The 15,633-nt window shown below is 39.7% G+C and carries 21 protein-coding genes and 1 tRNA gene; 12 read left to right on the forward strand and 10 right to left on the reverse strand.

The annotated features are described in order from the left end of the window. The first annotated feature begins 17 nt into the window (after nucleotides 1-17). Complete coding sequence (locus AQULUS_RS10270; RefSeq protein ID WP_232051878.1) at nucleotides 18-554, forward strand: 6-pyruvoyl trahydropterin synthase family protein; 537 nt, start codon at nucleotides 18-20, stop codon at nucleotides 552-554. 50 nt (nucleotides 555-604) lie between these two features. Continuing rightward, the gene (locus AQULUS_RS10275) at nucleotides 605-763 is read left to right on the forward strand and encodes a hypothetical protein (protein WP_172622827.1); all 159 of its coding nucleotides are present in this window, start codon (nucleotides 605-607) and stop codon (nucleotides 761-763) included. An 11-nt stretch (nucleotides 764-774) separates the two neighbouring features. Here the strand turns inward: AQULUS_RS10275 and AQULUS_RS10280 are convergent, their stop codons facing one another. Then, on the reverse strand, nucleotides 775-1,122 hold the full coding sequence (locus AQULUS_RS10280) for a DUF1622 domain-containing protein (protein WP_148340058.1): 348 nt from the start codon (nucleotides 1,120-1,122) through the stop codon (nucleotides 775-777). A gap of 91 nt (nucleotides 1,123-1,213) precedes the next feature. After that, nucleotides 1,214-1,459 carry a hypothetical protein gene (locus AQULUS_RS10285; RefSeq protein ID WP_148340059.1) on the reverse strand — a complete coding sequence of 82 codons (246 nt, stop codon included), beginning with the start codon at nucleotides 1,457-1,459 and terminating at the stop codon, nucleotides 1,214-1,216. Between the two features lie 260 nt (nucleotides 1,460-1,719). Between AQULUS_RS10285 and AQULUS_RS10290 the strand changes: the two genes are divergently transcribed. Next, entirely contained in the window at nucleotides 1,720-2,154 is a 435-nt protein-coding gene (locus tag AQULUS_RS10290; protein WP_148340060.1) for a type II toxin-antitoxin system PemK/MazF family toxin, read from the forward strand. A 269-nt stretch (nucleotides 2,155-2,423) separates the two neighbouring features. On the opposite strand, the gene AQULUS_RS10295 is transcribed toward AQULUS_RS10290, so the two are convergent. Then, nucleotides 2,424-3,215 (reverse strand): SDR family oxidoreductase, encoded by a 792-nt coding sequence (locus tag AQULUS_RS10295; protein ID WP_148340061.1) that lies wholly within the window; start codon nucleotides 3,213-3,215, stop codon nucleotides 2,424-2,426. 201 nt (nucleotides 3,216-3,416) lie between these two features. On the opposite strand from AQULUS_RS10295, the gene AQULUS_RS10300 reads away from it, so the two are divergent. The 9 genes from AQULUS_RS10300 to AQULUS_RS10340 all read left to right on the forward strand — a co-directional run bounded on the left by AQULUS_RS10300 (nucleotide 3,417) and on the right by AQULUS_RS10340 (nucleotide 11,212). Then, on the forward strand, nucleotides 3,417-3,764 hold the full coding sequence (locus AQULUS_RS10300) for an antibiotic biosynthesis monooxygenase family protein (RefSeq protein ID WP_148340062.1): 348 nt from the start codon (nucleotides 3,417-3,419) through the stop codon (nucleotides 3,762-3,764). 2 nt (nucleotides 3,765-3,766) lie between these two features. Beyond that, the gene (locus AQULUS_RS10305) at nucleotides 3,767-4,549 is read left to right on the forward strand and encodes an SDR family oxidoreductase (RefSeq protein ID WP_148340063.1); all 783 of its coding nucleotides are present in this window, start codon (nucleotides 3,767-3,769) and stop codon (nucleotides 4,547-4,549) included. Nucleotides 4,550-4,597: 48 nt separating this feature from the next. Beyond that, nucleotides 4,598-5,287, forward strand: coding sequence for a cyclase family protein (locus tag AQULUS_RS10310; RefSeq protein WP_148340064.1), 690 nt, complete (start codon nucleotides 4,598-4,600; stop codon nucleotides 5,285-5,287). Between the two features lie 114 nt (nucleotides 5,288-5,401). Continuing rightward, the gene (locus AQULUS_RS10315; RefSeq protein WP_148340065.1) at nucleotides 5,402-5,749 is read left to right on the forward strand and encodes a GNAT family N-acetyltransferase; all 348 of its coding nucleotides are present in this window, start codon (nucleotides 5,402-5,404) and stop codon (nucleotides 5,747-5,749) included. Nucleotides 5,750-6,052: 303 nt separating this feature from the next. Then, nucleotides 6,053-7,357 carry a tyrosine-type recombinase/integrase gene (locus tag AQULUS_RS10320; RefSeq protein ID WP_148340066.1) on the forward strand — a complete coding sequence of 435 codons (1,305 nt, stop codon included), beginning with the start codon at nucleotides 6,053-6,055 and terminating at the stop codon, nucleotides 7,355-7,357. Nucleotides 7,358-7,603: 246 nt separating this feature from the next. Further along, nucleotides 7,604-7,819, forward strand: coding sequence for a hypothetical protein (locus AQULUS_RS10325; protein WP_148340067.1), 216 nt, complete (start codon nucleotides 7,604-7,606; stop codon nucleotides 7,817-7,819). A 325-nt stretch (nucleotides 7,820-8,144) separates the two neighbouring features. Then, entirely contained in the window at nucleotides 8,145-9,692 is a 1,548-nt protein-coding gene (locus AQULUS_RS10330; protein WP_148340068.1) for a YfjI family protein, read from the forward strand. A 717-nt stretch (nucleotides 9,693-10,409) separates the two neighbouring features. After that, on the forward strand, nucleotides 10,410-10,766 hold the full coding sequence (locus AQULUS_RS10335; RefSeq protein WP_148340069.1) for a hypothetical protein: 357 nt from the start codon (nucleotides 10,410-10,412) through the stop codon (nucleotides 10,764-10,766). Nucleotides 10,767-10,768: 2 nt separating this feature from the next. Further along, entirely contained in the window at nucleotides 10,769-11,212 is a 444-nt protein-coding gene (locus AQULUS_RS10340; protein WP_148340070.1) for a hypothetical protein, read from the forward strand. Between the two features lie 9 nt (nucleotides 11,213-11,221). Here the strand turns inward: AQULUS_RS10340 and AQULUS_RS10345 are convergent, their stop codons facing one another. The 7 genes from AQULUS_RS10345 to AQULUS_RS10375 form a co-directional block, all read right to left on the reverse strand. Further along, nucleotides 11,222-11,818, reverse strand: coding sequence for a hypothetical protein (locus AQULUS_RS10345; protein WP_148340071.1), 597 nt, complete (start codon nucleotides 11,816-11,818; stop codon nucleotides 11,222-11,224). A gap of 8 nt (nucleotides 11,819-11,826) precedes the next feature. After that, nucleotides 11,827-12,177: a hypothetical protein gene (locus AQULUS_RS10350; RefSeq protein ID WP_148339232.1), complete on the reverse strand. Its 351-nt coding sequence runs from the start codon at nucleotides 12,175-12,177 to the stop codon at nucleotides 11,827-11,829. Continuing rightward, complete coding sequence (locus tag AQULUS_RS10355; protein WP_148340072.1) at nucleotides 12,164-12,910, reverse strand: TIGR04255 family protein; 747 nt, start codon at nucleotides 12,908-12,910, stop codon at nucleotides 12,164-12,166. The genes AQULUS_RS10350 and AQULUS_RS10355 overlap by 14 nt, the downstream gene beginning before the upstream one ends. Before the next feature lie 167 nt (nucleotides 12,911-13,077). Next, a tRNA-Glu gene (locus AQULUS_RS10360) sits at nucleotides 13,078-13,149 on the reverse strand. A gap of 14 nt (nucleotides 13,150-13,163) precedes the next feature. Further along, nucleotides 13,164-14,048, reverse strand: coding sequence for a sulfurtransferase (locus AQULUS_RS10365; protein ID WP_148340073.1), 885 nt, complete (start codon nucleotides 14,046-14,048; stop codon nucleotides 13,164-13,166). 101 nt (nucleotides 14,049-14,149) lie between these two features. Continuing rightward, entirely contained in the window at nucleotides 14,150-15,076 is a 927-nt protein-coding gene (locus AQULUS_RS10370) for a cytochrome c oxidase subunit 3 (protein WP_232051880.1), read from the reverse strand. Continuing rightward, nucleotides 15,073-15,633, reverse strand: a complete 561-nt coding sequence (locus AQULUS_RS10375; RefSeq protein ID WP_148340074.1) for a cytochrome c oxidase assembly protein — start codon at nucleotides 15,631-15,633, stop codon at nucleotides 15,073-15,075. Before AQULUS_RS10375 ends, AQULUS_RS10370 begins: the two co-directional genes overlap by 4 nt.

The raw sequence follows: 15,633 nt of genomic DNA on the forward strand, positions 1-15,633 counted from the left end.
TCCGCCAAGCCGCCGGCATGGAATACATCCTTGTCCTCATGTTAAACAAACGAGAGAGGTGTGTGGTGCGTGTTGCGAGCCTAGAAATACACAAAGAAGAATTTTCCTTTTCGGCAGGCCATTTCACCATTTTTTCCGCAACCGAACGCGAGCAACTTCACGGCCATAATTACCATGTCAGCATCGCGTTTAAAAAAGTCATACAAAATAACGGCTTATCTTTTGATTACCGCGTTTATAAGAAAAAAATTCACGCTCTGTGCGCGCAGCTGGACAGACATTTTCTCTTGCCGGGACAATCGCAATATTTGCGTCTCGAAGAAGAGGGAGATTACTGGCTTGCGCATTTTAACAACAAAAAAATTCCGTTTCTGAAAGAAGATGTGGTAATACTGCCGTTATCAAATATTACCATCGAAGAACTCTCACACTGGTTTTTACAGAAAATTCTCGAAGACGCGCAGGAAGTCAAAAATCATGGAATTCGCGGCATCATAGTAAAAGTTTACAATGGGCCCGGACAATCCGGCGGCGCCGCCTGGGGAGAAAATTAAGGCCGCCCCGAAAAAATCCGCTCTGCATTCATATTCAAAGGATATTGAAAATGGAAAAATCACTCTCTCTTCTGATCATACTAACCTTCGTCGCATGGCTGACCGCTTGCTCACCCATTGATTCAGTCCGTCCGTTTGACCAGGAACAAGCCGCGAAACTGATTCATGAAAAACCCCTAGGAATGCCTGCGCGCAGCGTAACCAGATAAAACCCGCGAGGCTAAGGCTCTTTGCTGATAGACATGAGTTCGCGGTTTATGGAAAAGCTTAATATCGTCCTGACAAGAACGATAATCGCCAGCAGCCCCACTGCATAATAATCCGGCGTAGTCGTGGTGCCAATGAGATCCGCCGCCACAATGAACTCTAGGCCCAGTATCAGGACACGTCCCAGATTAAGACGTATGGCATTAATGTTGGATGTTTGCGATACGACATGACCGCTCACGATGGAATTCATATATTGAAACAATGCCAACAGCACACCCGAAATAATAATCAATATGCCAATCAGCGAGACTCCGTGTTGTATGAACACCAGTATGTCGTGCAAGTTTAACCAGTCCATGGCGCGCTCCGCATTCAGATGGCCTCATCCTAACACATCCTGACCGCGTCTTAAAACCCGCTCGCACTCCACAAGACATGACGCTACATTATCATTGCCTTGAAGGCGACGTCCCTATGCCGGCCAGATAAAAACCCGGCGGCTGCCCCTGCTCTACCTGATACCTCGCCTTTTGATTTGATGCAAAGTCATGCAAGGCAGCGCTCTTGGCACTTTGCGCGACGTGAGCATATAAGTTTGCTGTGGCAGCGTTATTGTAGTTGCGCTCCAGACAAAATCCCATGCACGGAAGGAACAGCAACAGAAACATGACACCATTGGTTTTTATCATATTCATGGCGCACCTCGTTTTCTGTCTGATTTAATCAAATTATACTCTCAAGACCCGCCGCGATTATTAAGCGTGCAACAGGAATAATCCGGCATATTCGAGAGCAGACGCATCAAAATAATACTCATTTCGTGGAGGCCAAAAAATATCGCAAGGTAAAAACCTTAATACTTTAAACAGGCGCTCATAATCTTGAGTAATCGCAGGATAAGCAGCAAGGTCAAAAATATCTGAGATTATAAATAAGGCGTCTTTTATCTGCATCAGTGGCAATAACCATTCATCCAAAGCCTGGACAAATTCTGGTATGTGACTTCTCCCAAGACTTTAAAGAGCCTGAAATGGTGAAGAGTGAACGGCCAGTGATAGTTTTGACTGGCGCAATAAAAGGTAGAGCTAATCTGGTAACAATAGCACCTTTGAGTACAGTGGAACCAAATCCTGTCCAGCCTTACCATTACAGAATCCCTAAGCAGTCAATGCCAATGGTGGAGATATTCCAGACTAATGACAGCTGGTTAAAAGGCGATATGATTTATACTGTTGGTTTTCATAGACTTAACTTAATTCGCCTCGGAAAAAAAGGACCGGATGGAAAAAGGCTATATTTCAAAAATAGATTAGGTATTGAGCAAATGAAGCAAATTTACCAGTGCATTTTACATGGACTAAATCTTAGTAAGTTGGCAAATTATGTATAAAAATAATGCGTTGTATTTACCTTAAAAAGCATTATAACTAACATGTAACCTGCTCTGCTAGGCATCAGGCATTCGAGACTGTACAAAGGTCCGCCCAGTACAGCCAGCCCAATGTGGAGACGACAATCCGCGTTGGTGCTGAGTTCAGGCCTCTTATGAAGCCTTTGTCGTTTTTGAGCGGATGCATATGGAGGATGAACACTAAAAATCAAATGCTGCTAATTTCCTGCCTTGCTATAATATGTCTTCGTGAGTCATTGGTAATGACTCTAATCAAAGGGAAATGGCGGTAGTTGATTTTTATCTTTAAGCCAGAATGAATGATGCCACTCATCATAAATTGAAACTGGCATGTTGCTTTGTTTAAATTCATCAAAAGATAAATCGCAAAGAAGCCATTTAAGAAATTCAGCGCATGTTTTTGGACTAATGAGTTGGCCTCGCCCATAAGCTTCATCAAATAGTTTATGTAAATGAAATGAAGTTGTTTCTCGTAAAATTTTTTGAATTTTTGTATCAACTTCACCAGGAATCACGCAAGATACACCGATGTTTTTCTCTTCTAATTCCTGTCTAAGAATGGCGGTGACTTCATCCAAACCAGCTTTACTAGCACAGTATGTTGAGCTTTCTTTAAGTTTAAGCGTTGCGGCACGTGATGTAACAAAAAGAATACGAGATTTTTCTGGCATCTCATCTGCAAGCAAAGCGCTTAATTTCATCGGTGCCAACAAATTTACCTGAAAAACTTCGTCAATACTCTCACAATTGTACTGCGTGAGTGGACGTGGCGGACTTTTCATGCCTGCATTTTGAACGGAAAGATAAAGAGGCAACCCATAGTCTTTGATAGTTTTTACAACCCGCTCAATATCATCATTTTGTGTGAAATCCGCTGATATAGGAACAAATTGAGGGAAAATTGCTTTCGTTTTTTCAAGGCTGCTGGTATTTCTTCCGGTTCCAAAGACGATCCAACCGTTATTTAATAGATTTTTAGCAAGTTCGAGACCAATCCCATTACTTGCCCCTGTCACTAAAGCAGCTTTATTGCGACTCATTATCCTTCTCCTGATAACAGGACTTCTTCCAGCGCGCTATGGTAATGAAACCCCATAGCGTGAACAAGGAAAATCCTTATAGAATAACCGATAGTCTGGCCATAATTGAATAATATTTGGCCAATTCTAATGGTTGTAAAACCTAGATTTTCTGTGGCTTTACAGTAGAATTTGAACACACTCAGTCTCAAGGAATTAACTATGTTTGCTGTCATTTATCGAGCTTTTATTAAACCTGGACTTGATTTAGATTACCAAGAAGCCTGGCGTCAAGTTGCCTCTTATTTTGTGAAAAGTCGAGGTGCAATAGGTTCTTGTCTTCATAAGACTAGTGAAGGTATGTGGGTTGCTTATTCTCGTTGGCCTGACAAAGCCACGCGAGATGCTTCTTGGTCAGGAGAGAATACACCATCAGATGTTTTGCCGGATGAAATCAAAAAAGCCATTGTTATCATTCAAAACTGCATTGATCAAACACAAAAACTACCCGACATTTGTATGGAAGTGGTGGATGATTTATTGCATACCAACCAACTTCAACAGGCTTAAATATGAATCAGACATACTGGAATTTACAAGGTAAGAAAGCACTCATTACTGGCGGCACGCGAGGAATTGGACGTGCAATTGTCGAAGAATTTCTACAGTTGGGTGCGGAAATATTTATTGTATCTAAAAATAAAAATAGCCTTGATGAGGCAATCAAAATTTGGCGTGATGCAGGCCATGTAGTGCATGGTTTTGCAGCTGATCTCAGCAAAAATGAAGCCTATTCCGAAGTAATTAACGAAATGACCAAAAGATGGGATGTGTTAGACATTCTCATTAATAATGCTGGTACCAACATTAGAAAATCTGCTCAAGATTATGATTCTTACGAGTATGATGAGATTATGCAAACCAACCTAACCTCTACTTTTAAATTATGCCAATTAACCTATCCACTATTAAAAAAATCATCTCAAGGTAATGTAGTGAATATTGCCTCCATTTCAGGACTAATCGATGATGCGTCTGGTGCGCCTTACGGAATGAGTAAGGCGGCGATAATCCAATTGGGAAAACATCTTGCTGTAGAATGGGCACGAGATAACATCAGAATTAATACCATCGCACCTTGGTATATTGAAACAGAATTAACTAAGCCTGCGCTATCAAATCAAGAAAAATTTAGCGCCATTGTTGCTCGTACACCCATGCGTCGTGTCGGCAAACCGCATGAGGTAGCAACCCTTGCAGCTTTTCTTTGCATGCCAGCGGCCTCTTATATCACAGGTCAATGTGTAGCAGTAGACGGTGGTTTTTTAGCAAATGGTTTTGCGAATCATTCTTGAGATGCATTTTTTGAAATTAAATAATTTGAGTTTAAACGAGTATTTTTTATGTTTGATTTCAGTCAATTTAGCTTTATAGACCTTACACATTCGTTGACATCAGATATCCCGCATTGGGGTAATGGTTGTGGATTTCAACATAAAGTTGAGCTTGACTATTCAAATTGCACATCGAATGTTAAATTTCGTGTGCAAAGTCTTCAAATGTCTGCCGGTATTGGCACACACATGGATGCGCCGCTTCATTGCATTCCTGATGGAGCATCAATTGCAGATATTCCGCTGCAATCATTAATTGTACCGTGCAGAGTTATTGATGTTTCTGATAGAGCAAATGAACGTTATTGTATTTCGCCTGATGATATCAGTCGATTTGAAAACGAACACGGTATGATCTCTAAAAATACCTTTGTTATTTTCTATACGGGCTGGGACAAGTGGTGGCTTCAACCTGAGAAATATCGAAATGAATTGATTTTTCCGAGCGTTTCAAAAGAAGCGGCAGCATTGCTATTAACGCGCAATATTGTAGGAATTGGTATTGATACTTTATCACCGGATGCGGGTGACTCAGGTTTTCCTGTGCATCAACTAATATTAGACGCTGGGAAATATATCATCGAAAATATTTATAACGCCAAACAATTAGGGCCCATTGCACAGATTATTGCTTTACCCATTAAAATACAGGATGGCACGGAAGCACCTGTTCGATTAGTTGGAATAAAGCATAAATAATTTTATTAAGAGAGTGTACGCTGCAGCAAAAAATCAATTCGGGCAGTTATTAGGCCATCTGGTAGAAAATTGGACCCCTTGTCAAAAGCCATCTTGCAAGGAAGATGCTGCATTTTGGAACCTATCGAAGTCAATAAGCATGCCTTCAAATTATTTGACGTGCTTGGTATTGATAATCAAGGTGAATCTTGGATTTATTTACCTTATGACCCTTTTGAAACGTTCAATGAATTTAAAGATTGGCTAGCAAAAACAATGTCAGATAACGGCACTTTGCTCTACGCTATTTTGGATGTCAAGACACAAGACCTTATTGGCATGTCTGGATATTTACGCATGAATCCAGAACATGGTGTGATCGAGATAGGACATCTTCATTTTTCTGCATTGCTAAAACAAACGTCACTTGCGACGGAAGCCATTTCCATCAAACATAATATCTCTTCTAAAACTGCGCAGTAGTTGATAGATAACTGCCATTAGACAACACGAAGATTTAAGACTGGATATAACGGAAATATTACGGAAACTGTTCTAGGCTTACACAACTCACTATATAATTCATTGATTATTATAGCGCTCCCTACGAGATTCGAACTCGTGTTACCGCCGTGAGAGGGAAGCAAAATAGACTTTAGTGTACAATCAAAGACAAATCAAGCTATTGATTAATATAAATATCAGCTTATTATACCCCATCACTGTACATATATATCCACGCCGGTTTATTACCGAAAATTTACCGAAATTTATCTTGAGGCACTTATGGGAAGAGCAGTAAAAGATTCTCGTATTGATACACGCGACGCTAGACTCAAACAAAAAATCAGCAAAGAACCTTATTGGCGGCTGATAAGCAAAGGAATTCATATCGGATATTATAAAGGCAGCAAAAAAGCAGGCATGTGGCATGCTCGTGTACGCACACCTGATGGCAAACGATATAAAAAAGAAGTCTTAGGCAAAGCTGATGATTATCATGAAGCAGATGGCAAAACTGTATTAACCTTTGCTCAAGCACAAATTTTAGCTCACAAATTTGCCGAAAAAATTTTTAAGCATGATGATCTACATATCACAATTAAAAACTACACCGTAAAAATGGCAATTGACGATTACCTAAAAGATTTCAAAGCTCATGGTAAAAAATCGCTTTATTCAACTGACAAACAAATTGAAGCGCATATCTTGCCTGCTTTTGGTGACAGACTCGTATCATCATTGACTTATAGACAACTGGATCAATGGAAGAACAAACTTGCAACATCAGATAAGCGTTCGAGAACCGGGAAATGCCAAGAACAAAAATATACACCTTACGACAACAATGATCCTGAATACTCACGCAAACGCCGCGCCACAGCCAATCGCATCATCACCATCTTTAAAGCTATTCTTAATCACGCATACAAAACAGAACAAGCCGAATCAAATGATGCATGGATTAAATTAAAACCATTTAAAAATGTTTCTGCTGCAAAAATTCGCTTTCTTAATACAGATGAAGCCAATCGTTTACTCAATGCCTGCACCTCTGATTTTCGATTACTTGTAAGAGGAGCACTTCTTACTGGCGCAAGATATGGGGAGTTAGTTTCACTTAAAGTCTCTGATTACAATCTTGAAAGCAATATCATACATATTCATCAAAGCAAGAGTGGAAAGCCTCGCCATATCCCACTAAATCAAGAAGGAATTAACTTTTTTACTCAGATTACAACAGGCAGAAACAACGAAGAATTTTTATTCACTCGAAATGATAGTCATAAATGGGGAAAATCCCATCAAGCACGCCCCATGCTAGAAGCGTGTCGAATTGCAAAAATTACACCATCCATCTCTTTTCATGAGCTTCGCCATACCTATGCCAGCGCCCTTGCAATGAAAGGCGTACCATTACAAGTAATAGCTGCTGTATTAGGACATACAGATACACGTATCACACATAAGCATTATGCTCACCTCATGCCTTCATACATTGCTGATGTCATACGTCAACATTTACCCAATTTTGGCAGCACTGAAAAAACCAATGTGCGAAAAATAAAACAAAAAGTTGTTAATGAGTGATTGACAATATTAATCGCGTTTAGATAGCATGCGACACAGGAAAATGTAACAGGACAATTTTCAATAAAAAACAAAGTAACTGCTTAGATATAAGGACAAAGCGGTTTACTGAAATTTTTAGCTCTCATCAAGCCTTTTTAGGAATAGGACATATGGAAAAAGCAAAGCATACACATGCTGCGCTTGGTGTCGTAATCCTAACCATGCGCAGCATATTACTAATCTCAATACTTGAGGTAATATGTTATGAATTTTACAAACAAACCTATTCTTGAACCAAAATCATTTAGTATTCAGAATTTTTGTCATAGCCACGGAATTTCTCGTGCAACCTTTTATAATCTTGTCAAAAAACAACTCGCTCCACGTCTCATGAAAGTTGGAAAGCGCACTTTAATCTCTGTCGAAGCGGCAGCAGAATGGCGCGCGCAAATGGAAAAGACAGCTAAGGAGGGAAAGTGAATGTTTTATTCTTCAAATAAAGTTACTCCAACTAATGCTGATCAACTATTAAAAAAACCAAAAGCTAACCCTGTTTTTATTACTATAGACCGGCAATGTTTAAACTACATTAAATCTCATAGTGGCTTATGCTTATATTGCAGCAGAAAACATCCATTATCAGAATTTGATTTTAGTCACTGTTATAAACGTGAGATGTGGGTCGTATATAGCAAACTGAATTACTATGCGGGCTCATTACAATTAGGAAGATATGTCCAATTAGCTGGCGCAAAAAAAGTATTAATCATTTCGATAATAGCTGACGCGTCCTCGGAGGTCAGCTATGTCAACTGATAATAAAATGATTACCCTTCCCTCACTCGAACAACCAGATGCCTGGGATGCACCTATTTTATTTGATGAATTTGAGACACCTGAGATTTCAGCAGATTTGTTGCCAGGAATTCTCGGAGGCTTTGCAGCAGCGCTTGCACATGCAACAGAAACGCCAGAAGCTCTCAGTGTCATGACAATACTCGGGGTTATCTCAGCAGCAATTACCAAAAAATTCGTTGTATCGCCAAAAGAAGGATGGGAAGAATCAGTCAATATATATACTATCATTGCACTTCCACCAGCTAACAATAAATCACAAGTATTAAATAGTTGTATCAAACCTTTAGTTGAATGGGAAAAAGAGCAAGTACTACTAATGGAAAGCACAATAAAGCGTCTACAGTCTGAGCGAAAAACACAGGAAAAGATTATTGAGGTATTGCGAGTAAAAGCAGGTAAATCAAAAAGCCAACTTGAGCGGGATGACTTTACCCATGAAATTACCCAGAAAGAAATCAATCTCATTGATGTTCCAGTTCTGCCAATTTTATTTACCAATGATGCAACACCAGAATCATTAACAAATCTGATGCATGAACAAAATGGACGTCTGGCAATCTTCTCCGATGAAGGCGGAATACTAGAAACACTTGCTGGCCTTTACAGTAATGGAGCTGCGAATATCGATATTTTGCTCAAAGGAATTAATGGTGGTGATGTTAGAGTGAAACGCAAAGACCGAAGTTATATGTTAAATCCATTTTTGACTATTGTTTTAACCGTGCAAAATAGCATTATACAAAACATGGGAGAGAAGCGAGCGTATCTCGGCAATGGTTGTTTAGAACGATTTTTGTATGTGTTACCAAAAAGCAAATTGGGTTATCGCACGCATAATACTGCGCCCCTATCCGAAACAATTACACAAGATTATCATGCAAAAATAAAATCCTTGTTAGATGCTTGCGCCTGCTCTGGAAAAGACGAACAGCCGCGAATACTCACCTTGAGTGATGGCGCTATGCATTTATGGAAAGCCTTTCAAGCTGATATTGAGAAGCAATTAAGGACAGATGGGCGATTATCTGTCTGTCAAGGTTGGGCAGGAAAAATTAGTGGATTCGCTTTGCGTATTGGCGCACTACTTCACGTAGCTGCAACAGGCACATCTCATCCTGATATTCCTGATACCATCATGAGAAATGCTGTTGAAATTGCGACCTTGCTGACAACCCATGCCCTTGCTGCCTTTAATCTTATCGGCATTGATCAATCTATTGAAGATGCTAAAAGCGTCAGCCAATGGATAAGATCGCGTGGAATTTCATCGTTTACACAATCCGAAATTGTGCTCGCCATGCGTAATAAGAAAATGAGCAAACCAGAGCGATTGCAAAAAGCACTGATGATATTACATGAACGCAATATTGTTAGCGCACCAGTCAAGTTGCCAACAAAGAAGCCCACAACGCTTTATTATGTAAATCCACAACTAAAAGAGAAAACAGATGAATCGTTCTCAACCTCAGAAAAAGTGAAAAAAGAGAAAATGTGAAACGATGACAAGTTTCACTTTTTTCTCTTTTTCTCCGTGGTGAGCCTATAAATCTTCTCGACATTAACCGGAAAATCTCCGGAAAATGTCCGGAAAATGTCCGGAAATGAATTCCGAACATTTTCCGGCAAATAAATCAATATTAACAATAAGTTAACAGTAGCTCAGCCTCCGCCATCACGTTTGACCACCCACTCCCATCGTACCGATAAACATGATTGGGTGGTCAAACGTGATGGCGGTTTTAGCTGAGATGTAATTTATGCTTGACTGAAACAAGGCTGATTAAATAAAAATCAATAAATATCAATGTGTTGTTGCGTGACTGAAAAACGGAAAGATCCAGAAAATCAGTACCTCATCCCAGAAAAAGTGAAAAAAGAGAAAAGCGCCCAGCGTTCATTTTTTCCTAATACGTGCCGCCGCGATGGTTACTAAGGTAGTTGATAGGGTAGCTAATAGGGTAACTGACCGGATTAGCTACTCTGTTTTGAAGCTTTATGCATAATTTTCAAATGGTTAACTTCAAAAAACGGTGTCTGGCAACGCCTGACCACCCAACCACACCAGTTGGTGGCACATGCTTGGGTGGTCAGGCGTTGCCAGACACCTTTGCACGCTTAAGTTAGAGCATTAAATTCATAACTGCATCTAATAGTCAGTATATAATATTAAAAAAGGACTTCCTCTGCTGAATGGAATTTGATGATGCGATTCATGAAAAGATTAATCAGAATCACTCTTACAATACTTGCTTCCGTTCCTCTTTTGGCTGCCGGTTTAGGAAATTATGAGATGAACAATAAAAACTTACTTCCCATCAAACAACTTATCAATGCTTCAATATCAAAATCAGGCATCCCGGAAGCCCAACTCACTTTTTCTCCAATAAATGATGAATCTGTAATTGCCACTATTTCATACAAAGAGCGCAAGGCAGAAATAACGTTTACTTCAGCAGAAATTGAGAATGCTAAAAAAGGAATTTTTTCTAGTGAAACAAAGAAGAAAATTTCCGAATCAATCATGAGCCTTGCCCCAAGAATAGGACCGCCATTCAAACCGAGTAATTAACCATGACTGATAAACCAGAAGATGAAAACAAGAAAAAGGAACATCTTTATCACATTGTTTATGAAAATTTCGCATTAATCTATCGCGAACACACAAGAATCTTATCAAGCACTTGTAGACAGCTGGCTTTGGGCGAAGGTGGCTTATGCTGGTTATTAAAATCTTTTACTTATGGCCAGTGCATCTCATCTCAGGTAAATGTGGTTTTAATTTTATTGGTATTATTTTTCTTATTTGATGCTGCACAATATCTGATATCGAGCATTTTGTACAAGAACAAAGCAGAAGAATATTATGAAAAAATAAAGATCGGAGATGTAAAAGATGAATCAGAACTAATTGAACCACCCAGCTTGAATAAGCCAGGAAGTATATGTTTTACGATAAAATTTTCCATACTGGTATTTGCTTCGATTTATCTTATATTTTTAATTTTAAAAATTTAAGAATTTTTTTCATGAATCATACCTAAGCACATCTTCCTGAAAACGACAAAAGTGAATCGAAAGCTTAAGTATAAACATATAAAAACCGGCTTGACTCAAAGTAAACAATTTACTTTTATCTCCTGATATAAAGCATCTCAATGGCTGAGAATGAATATCATCAAGGTTAGCAATGTAGTCACCACTCAAATTACCGCCTTTTGGAAAAAATACCATGGAAGTAATTCTTTGCTGCTTTATTGATTCTATTTTTGAACTTATTCTATCTTCAGACAATCCAGCATCACGAAGTAATTTCTCATAATTATCGATTTTTACCAGAGGAACAAAAACAACATTAACATCTAAATCACGTTCGTTTTGAATATCTACATCACAGCTATTTGACAAAACTATTCCTTTTACACTTTTCCTTTCACCGCTTACAAAATCCAAAATGGTGAACCCTGCCCAACCATCGCCCTGCAACACTTCTTGATCATGCTTGTGAATATAATAATTAATCTTAGGGAAATTTCGTATTTGATTAAGTAAATCTTCTTTCTGTTCAGGAGAAAGATAAGCAGGCAGATGATTCTTTATATCTTCTGGAAATGTGTCAGTCATTATTTTTCTTAGCTTTCGTACAAGTTCCAAGCATTTTTAAAATAAATTTTACTAAAATCGCTCTCAAGTTTTTCTTGAGAAGTAAGCATTTTCTGATAAAACAAACCCATTAATTCGTCAAATGCAATATCAGAAACCAAAGAAAAATCTGTTTTTAAAATATCACTATGACTATCATAAGAACTATCCTTCATGGCAGAGTAATATTTTGTAGCAAATGGTACAGGCATTTCATTTTTAGGAACAGAAACAACAAATCCACCAATCAATATACCGGCTACAGTCGATACAGATAATAATGCTATTCCGCTATAAGTGCTCGGCTCTTGTGTGCTCGAAATAGCTTTATTCATTACCATAAATAGGCTCCAATGAATCAATAGTTTTTTCTTTAAGAAATTCAAAAAATAATTCTTTATTTGCTGTATGAATAATTTCTAAATTATCTGGCAGAGATTTCCAAAAATCAGTTGAAGGAGCATTAGCAATAGAGTCTATACTCAATAAGATTCCCATTTTTGTTTGCTTGCCATTCTCTTCTAAAATGCTATTAGTCATGATTTGAACCGCATGCAAAAATGATTCTCGTGGTAACTCTACCCTAATATTAACCGCATCCTTTTTTATTTGCTGAGCGCCAAGCTTTAGATCTAAATCAATCAACTCTAACTGCTTAGCAGTTGTCTCTGCTTCTATTAGATCAACATATTTAAGTGAATATCTTTCAATTTTCTTTAGAAAACCACAGTTTTCCAGATGTTTTGTTATTTCCAATATATTTTTCTTAAAATTAGCCCATCCTTGGTATGGAGCATTACTGGTAACCGCACATACTCTATCTCCAATTAGAATTAAATTATTATTCCATTTAAGTTGAAAGAGTGGTGAATACTTAAAAACAGGATTATGCTCTCTTAATTGTTCAGGAATATCTGCGGTAGGCAATTTTTGAACAGGCATATTGCCAAACTTAGCCATAAAATGGCCAAGCAATAGGTTTGATAGTAAAGATGTCGATGCCTCAAATCGAACCTCAAATACTGCTTCAATTAAAGGTTCTTTTTTTAATCTCATAGGTAAAGGCTTAGCCATATCATTCAATTTCCCGTTTAAGCTTATGAAGCATTATACCCATCTCAATAAATTATAATATTTTTTCATGTAAACGATTTGAAATTTGCAAACCTTGTTTATTACCGAAAATTTACCGAAATTGATTAAAATTTAATATCACAAATTGTAACCTATTGATTATTAACCGCTCCCTGCGGAATTCGAATCCGCGTTACCGCCGTGAGAGGGCGATGTCCTAACCACTAGACGAAGGGAGCACAAAGTGATGATTTCAGGTGTCAAGACTGGTTTCAACCGGGCGCTCTTCAAGACTGGTTTCGCCGGAATAGAGCTGGTCCCATCCCCATTCTGTCCACGAGCCGTCATAAAGCGCGTGTTGCTCATGATTCATCAGATCAAGTGCAAAATTTAATATCGATGCGGTAATACCCGAACCGCAGAGAGTGGTAATGGGATAATTCAAATCCACACCCACCCCGGTTAGCTGCTTACGGATTTTTTCTACCGGCTTCCAGCGTCCATCAGTTTCAAACATGGTGAAATAGGGGAAACAGAAGCTATTTGGAATATGGCCGGAGCGCAAACCTATCCTGATTTCCTGTCCTCCCGCGTATCTGACAGGGTGACGCACATCTACCACCTGCTCTGAAGGATGGTGCAGATTGTTTTTCATCTGAACCAGTGAGCGAATGTTGTGCGCCTCAAAATTCACTGCATAAGGCTTGGCTGAAACATTTCGCGGTTCGCCAGAATCAATTTTTCCTCCATATTTTTCCCAGGCGGCATAACCGCCATCCAGAATATACAGCTGGCCTGGATTATGGCCGAAGGTTTTAAACATCCAGAGCGCGCGGCAGCTTGTATGCAGACTGGAACGATCATAAAATATGACCTTATGCTCATTTGTAATACCCAGCGCGCCAATTTTTTCGCTGATAGCGCTTTCGTTGCGCGTCAACATGTTGGGAAGAGAAGTGTCCTGATCGTTAAAATCTGCAATATCAAAAAATCGCGCGCCAGAAATATGGCTAGACAAAAATTCTTCCCTGGCATGACGGTTATCAGCTGGCAAATGCCAGCTGGCATCAAGAATGGTGACATTCTTTTGGCTTTTGCGAAACTTGTCTAATTGAGACGCATTGATTAACCAGACCATATTTTTCCTGATTCACACGGTTAGTGACAGCATACCACCCGCAGCCTTGTTCAGAAAGACTGCGGGTCTAAATGCCTGAACCATGTAATTATATATACAAGTTATAACCAGTACACAAACACAAACAGGAACAACCACACCACATCAACAAAGTGCCAGTACCAAGATACGGCTTCAAATGCAAAATGATGCTCCGGCAAAAAATGCCCCTTAAGACAGCGAAACAAAATTACTGTGAGCATAATGACACCGATGCTGACATGTGCTGCGTGCAAACCCGTCAGGGTAAAAAATGTCGTGCCATAGATTCCACTGGAAAGCTTAAGACCCAACTCAGTATAAGCTTCAATATACTCATGCGCCTGAAAACCCTCAAAGATAGCGCCGAGCAAGATGGTAAGAATCAGCCCGATAATAATTTGTTTCCGATTGCCTTTTTTAAAGCCCCAATGCGCCCAGGTGACTGTAACCGCGCTGCTCAAGAGAATCAGGGTATTGAGCGCCGGGATTCCCCAGGTTGGAATCACGGCTTCAGGCCCCTTGAATAATTCCGGGTTGGGATTAGTCAAAAGCGGCCATACTCCCTGAAAATTCGGCCACAAATATTGATGTGTCGCGCCGCCTTTATACATATCAAGCGCCTTGACAAACTCAAAGGGGTCGCCGCTCAACTCGGTGACGCCAAATAACCGTGTATAAAACAAGGCCAGAAAGAATACGCCAAACAAGGCGACTTCGGAGACAATAAACCACATCATGCCCCAGCGGTATGTCTTATCCATTTGGTGGCTATGCAATCCGCTCAGGCTTTCCTTTATAACGGCGCCAAACCAGCCAAACATGGTGGTCAGAAGGATAAGGATACCGCCCGCCATTATATAAGGGCCGGCTGCTCCGCCATGCAATATCTGCACCAGCCCGATGACAGTGCAAAATATTCCGATTGTCCCCACGATAGGCCAAAAGGAGGGGTCGGCTATGAAATAATATTTGACCGGATTATATTTTTTTGTCTGCGTGCTCATCATGATCCCTTCCTTGCTTCTTTAGGGGTTGTGTCAAACAATGTGTATGCCAGCGTAATAACGTGAATTTCTTTGGGAATATCTTTGTCTATGCGAAATATCATCGGCATTTCTTTGCTTTCCTGAGCTTTCAGGCTTTGCTGGGTAAAACAAAAACATTCTATCTTGTGAAAATGGCTGAGCGCATCCGTAGGCGTCATGCTTGGGATCGCCTGGACACTCATGGTTTTTTCCGTGGTGTTTTTAGCGTGAAAAAAGATTTTATTATTTTCTCCCGGATGAACCTTGATCGATTTGGTGCGAGGAAAAAACTCCCATGGCATACCATTGTGATTGGTCGCGACAAACTGTACCGTAATGGTGCGCGAGAGATCAGGGGGTTCTTTTGTTTCAGCACTGACCGAAGTCAGCAAACCACTGTTTGCGGCAGAGGTATTGATTCCCGTTTTTTTGCAAATCAGACTGTATAACGGGACCATGGCAAAACAAAAGGCAAACATGACGGCGGCTGCGATACCGCCAATCATGAAAACCTTACGGTGAGACTTGCGCTCTGACAT

Source organism: Aquicella siphonis (assembly GCF_902459485.1).
In the GTDB taxonomy this organism is placed as follows: domain Bacteria; phylum Pseudomonadota; class Gammaproteobacteria; order DSM-16500; family DSM-16500; genus Aquicella; species Aquicella siphonis.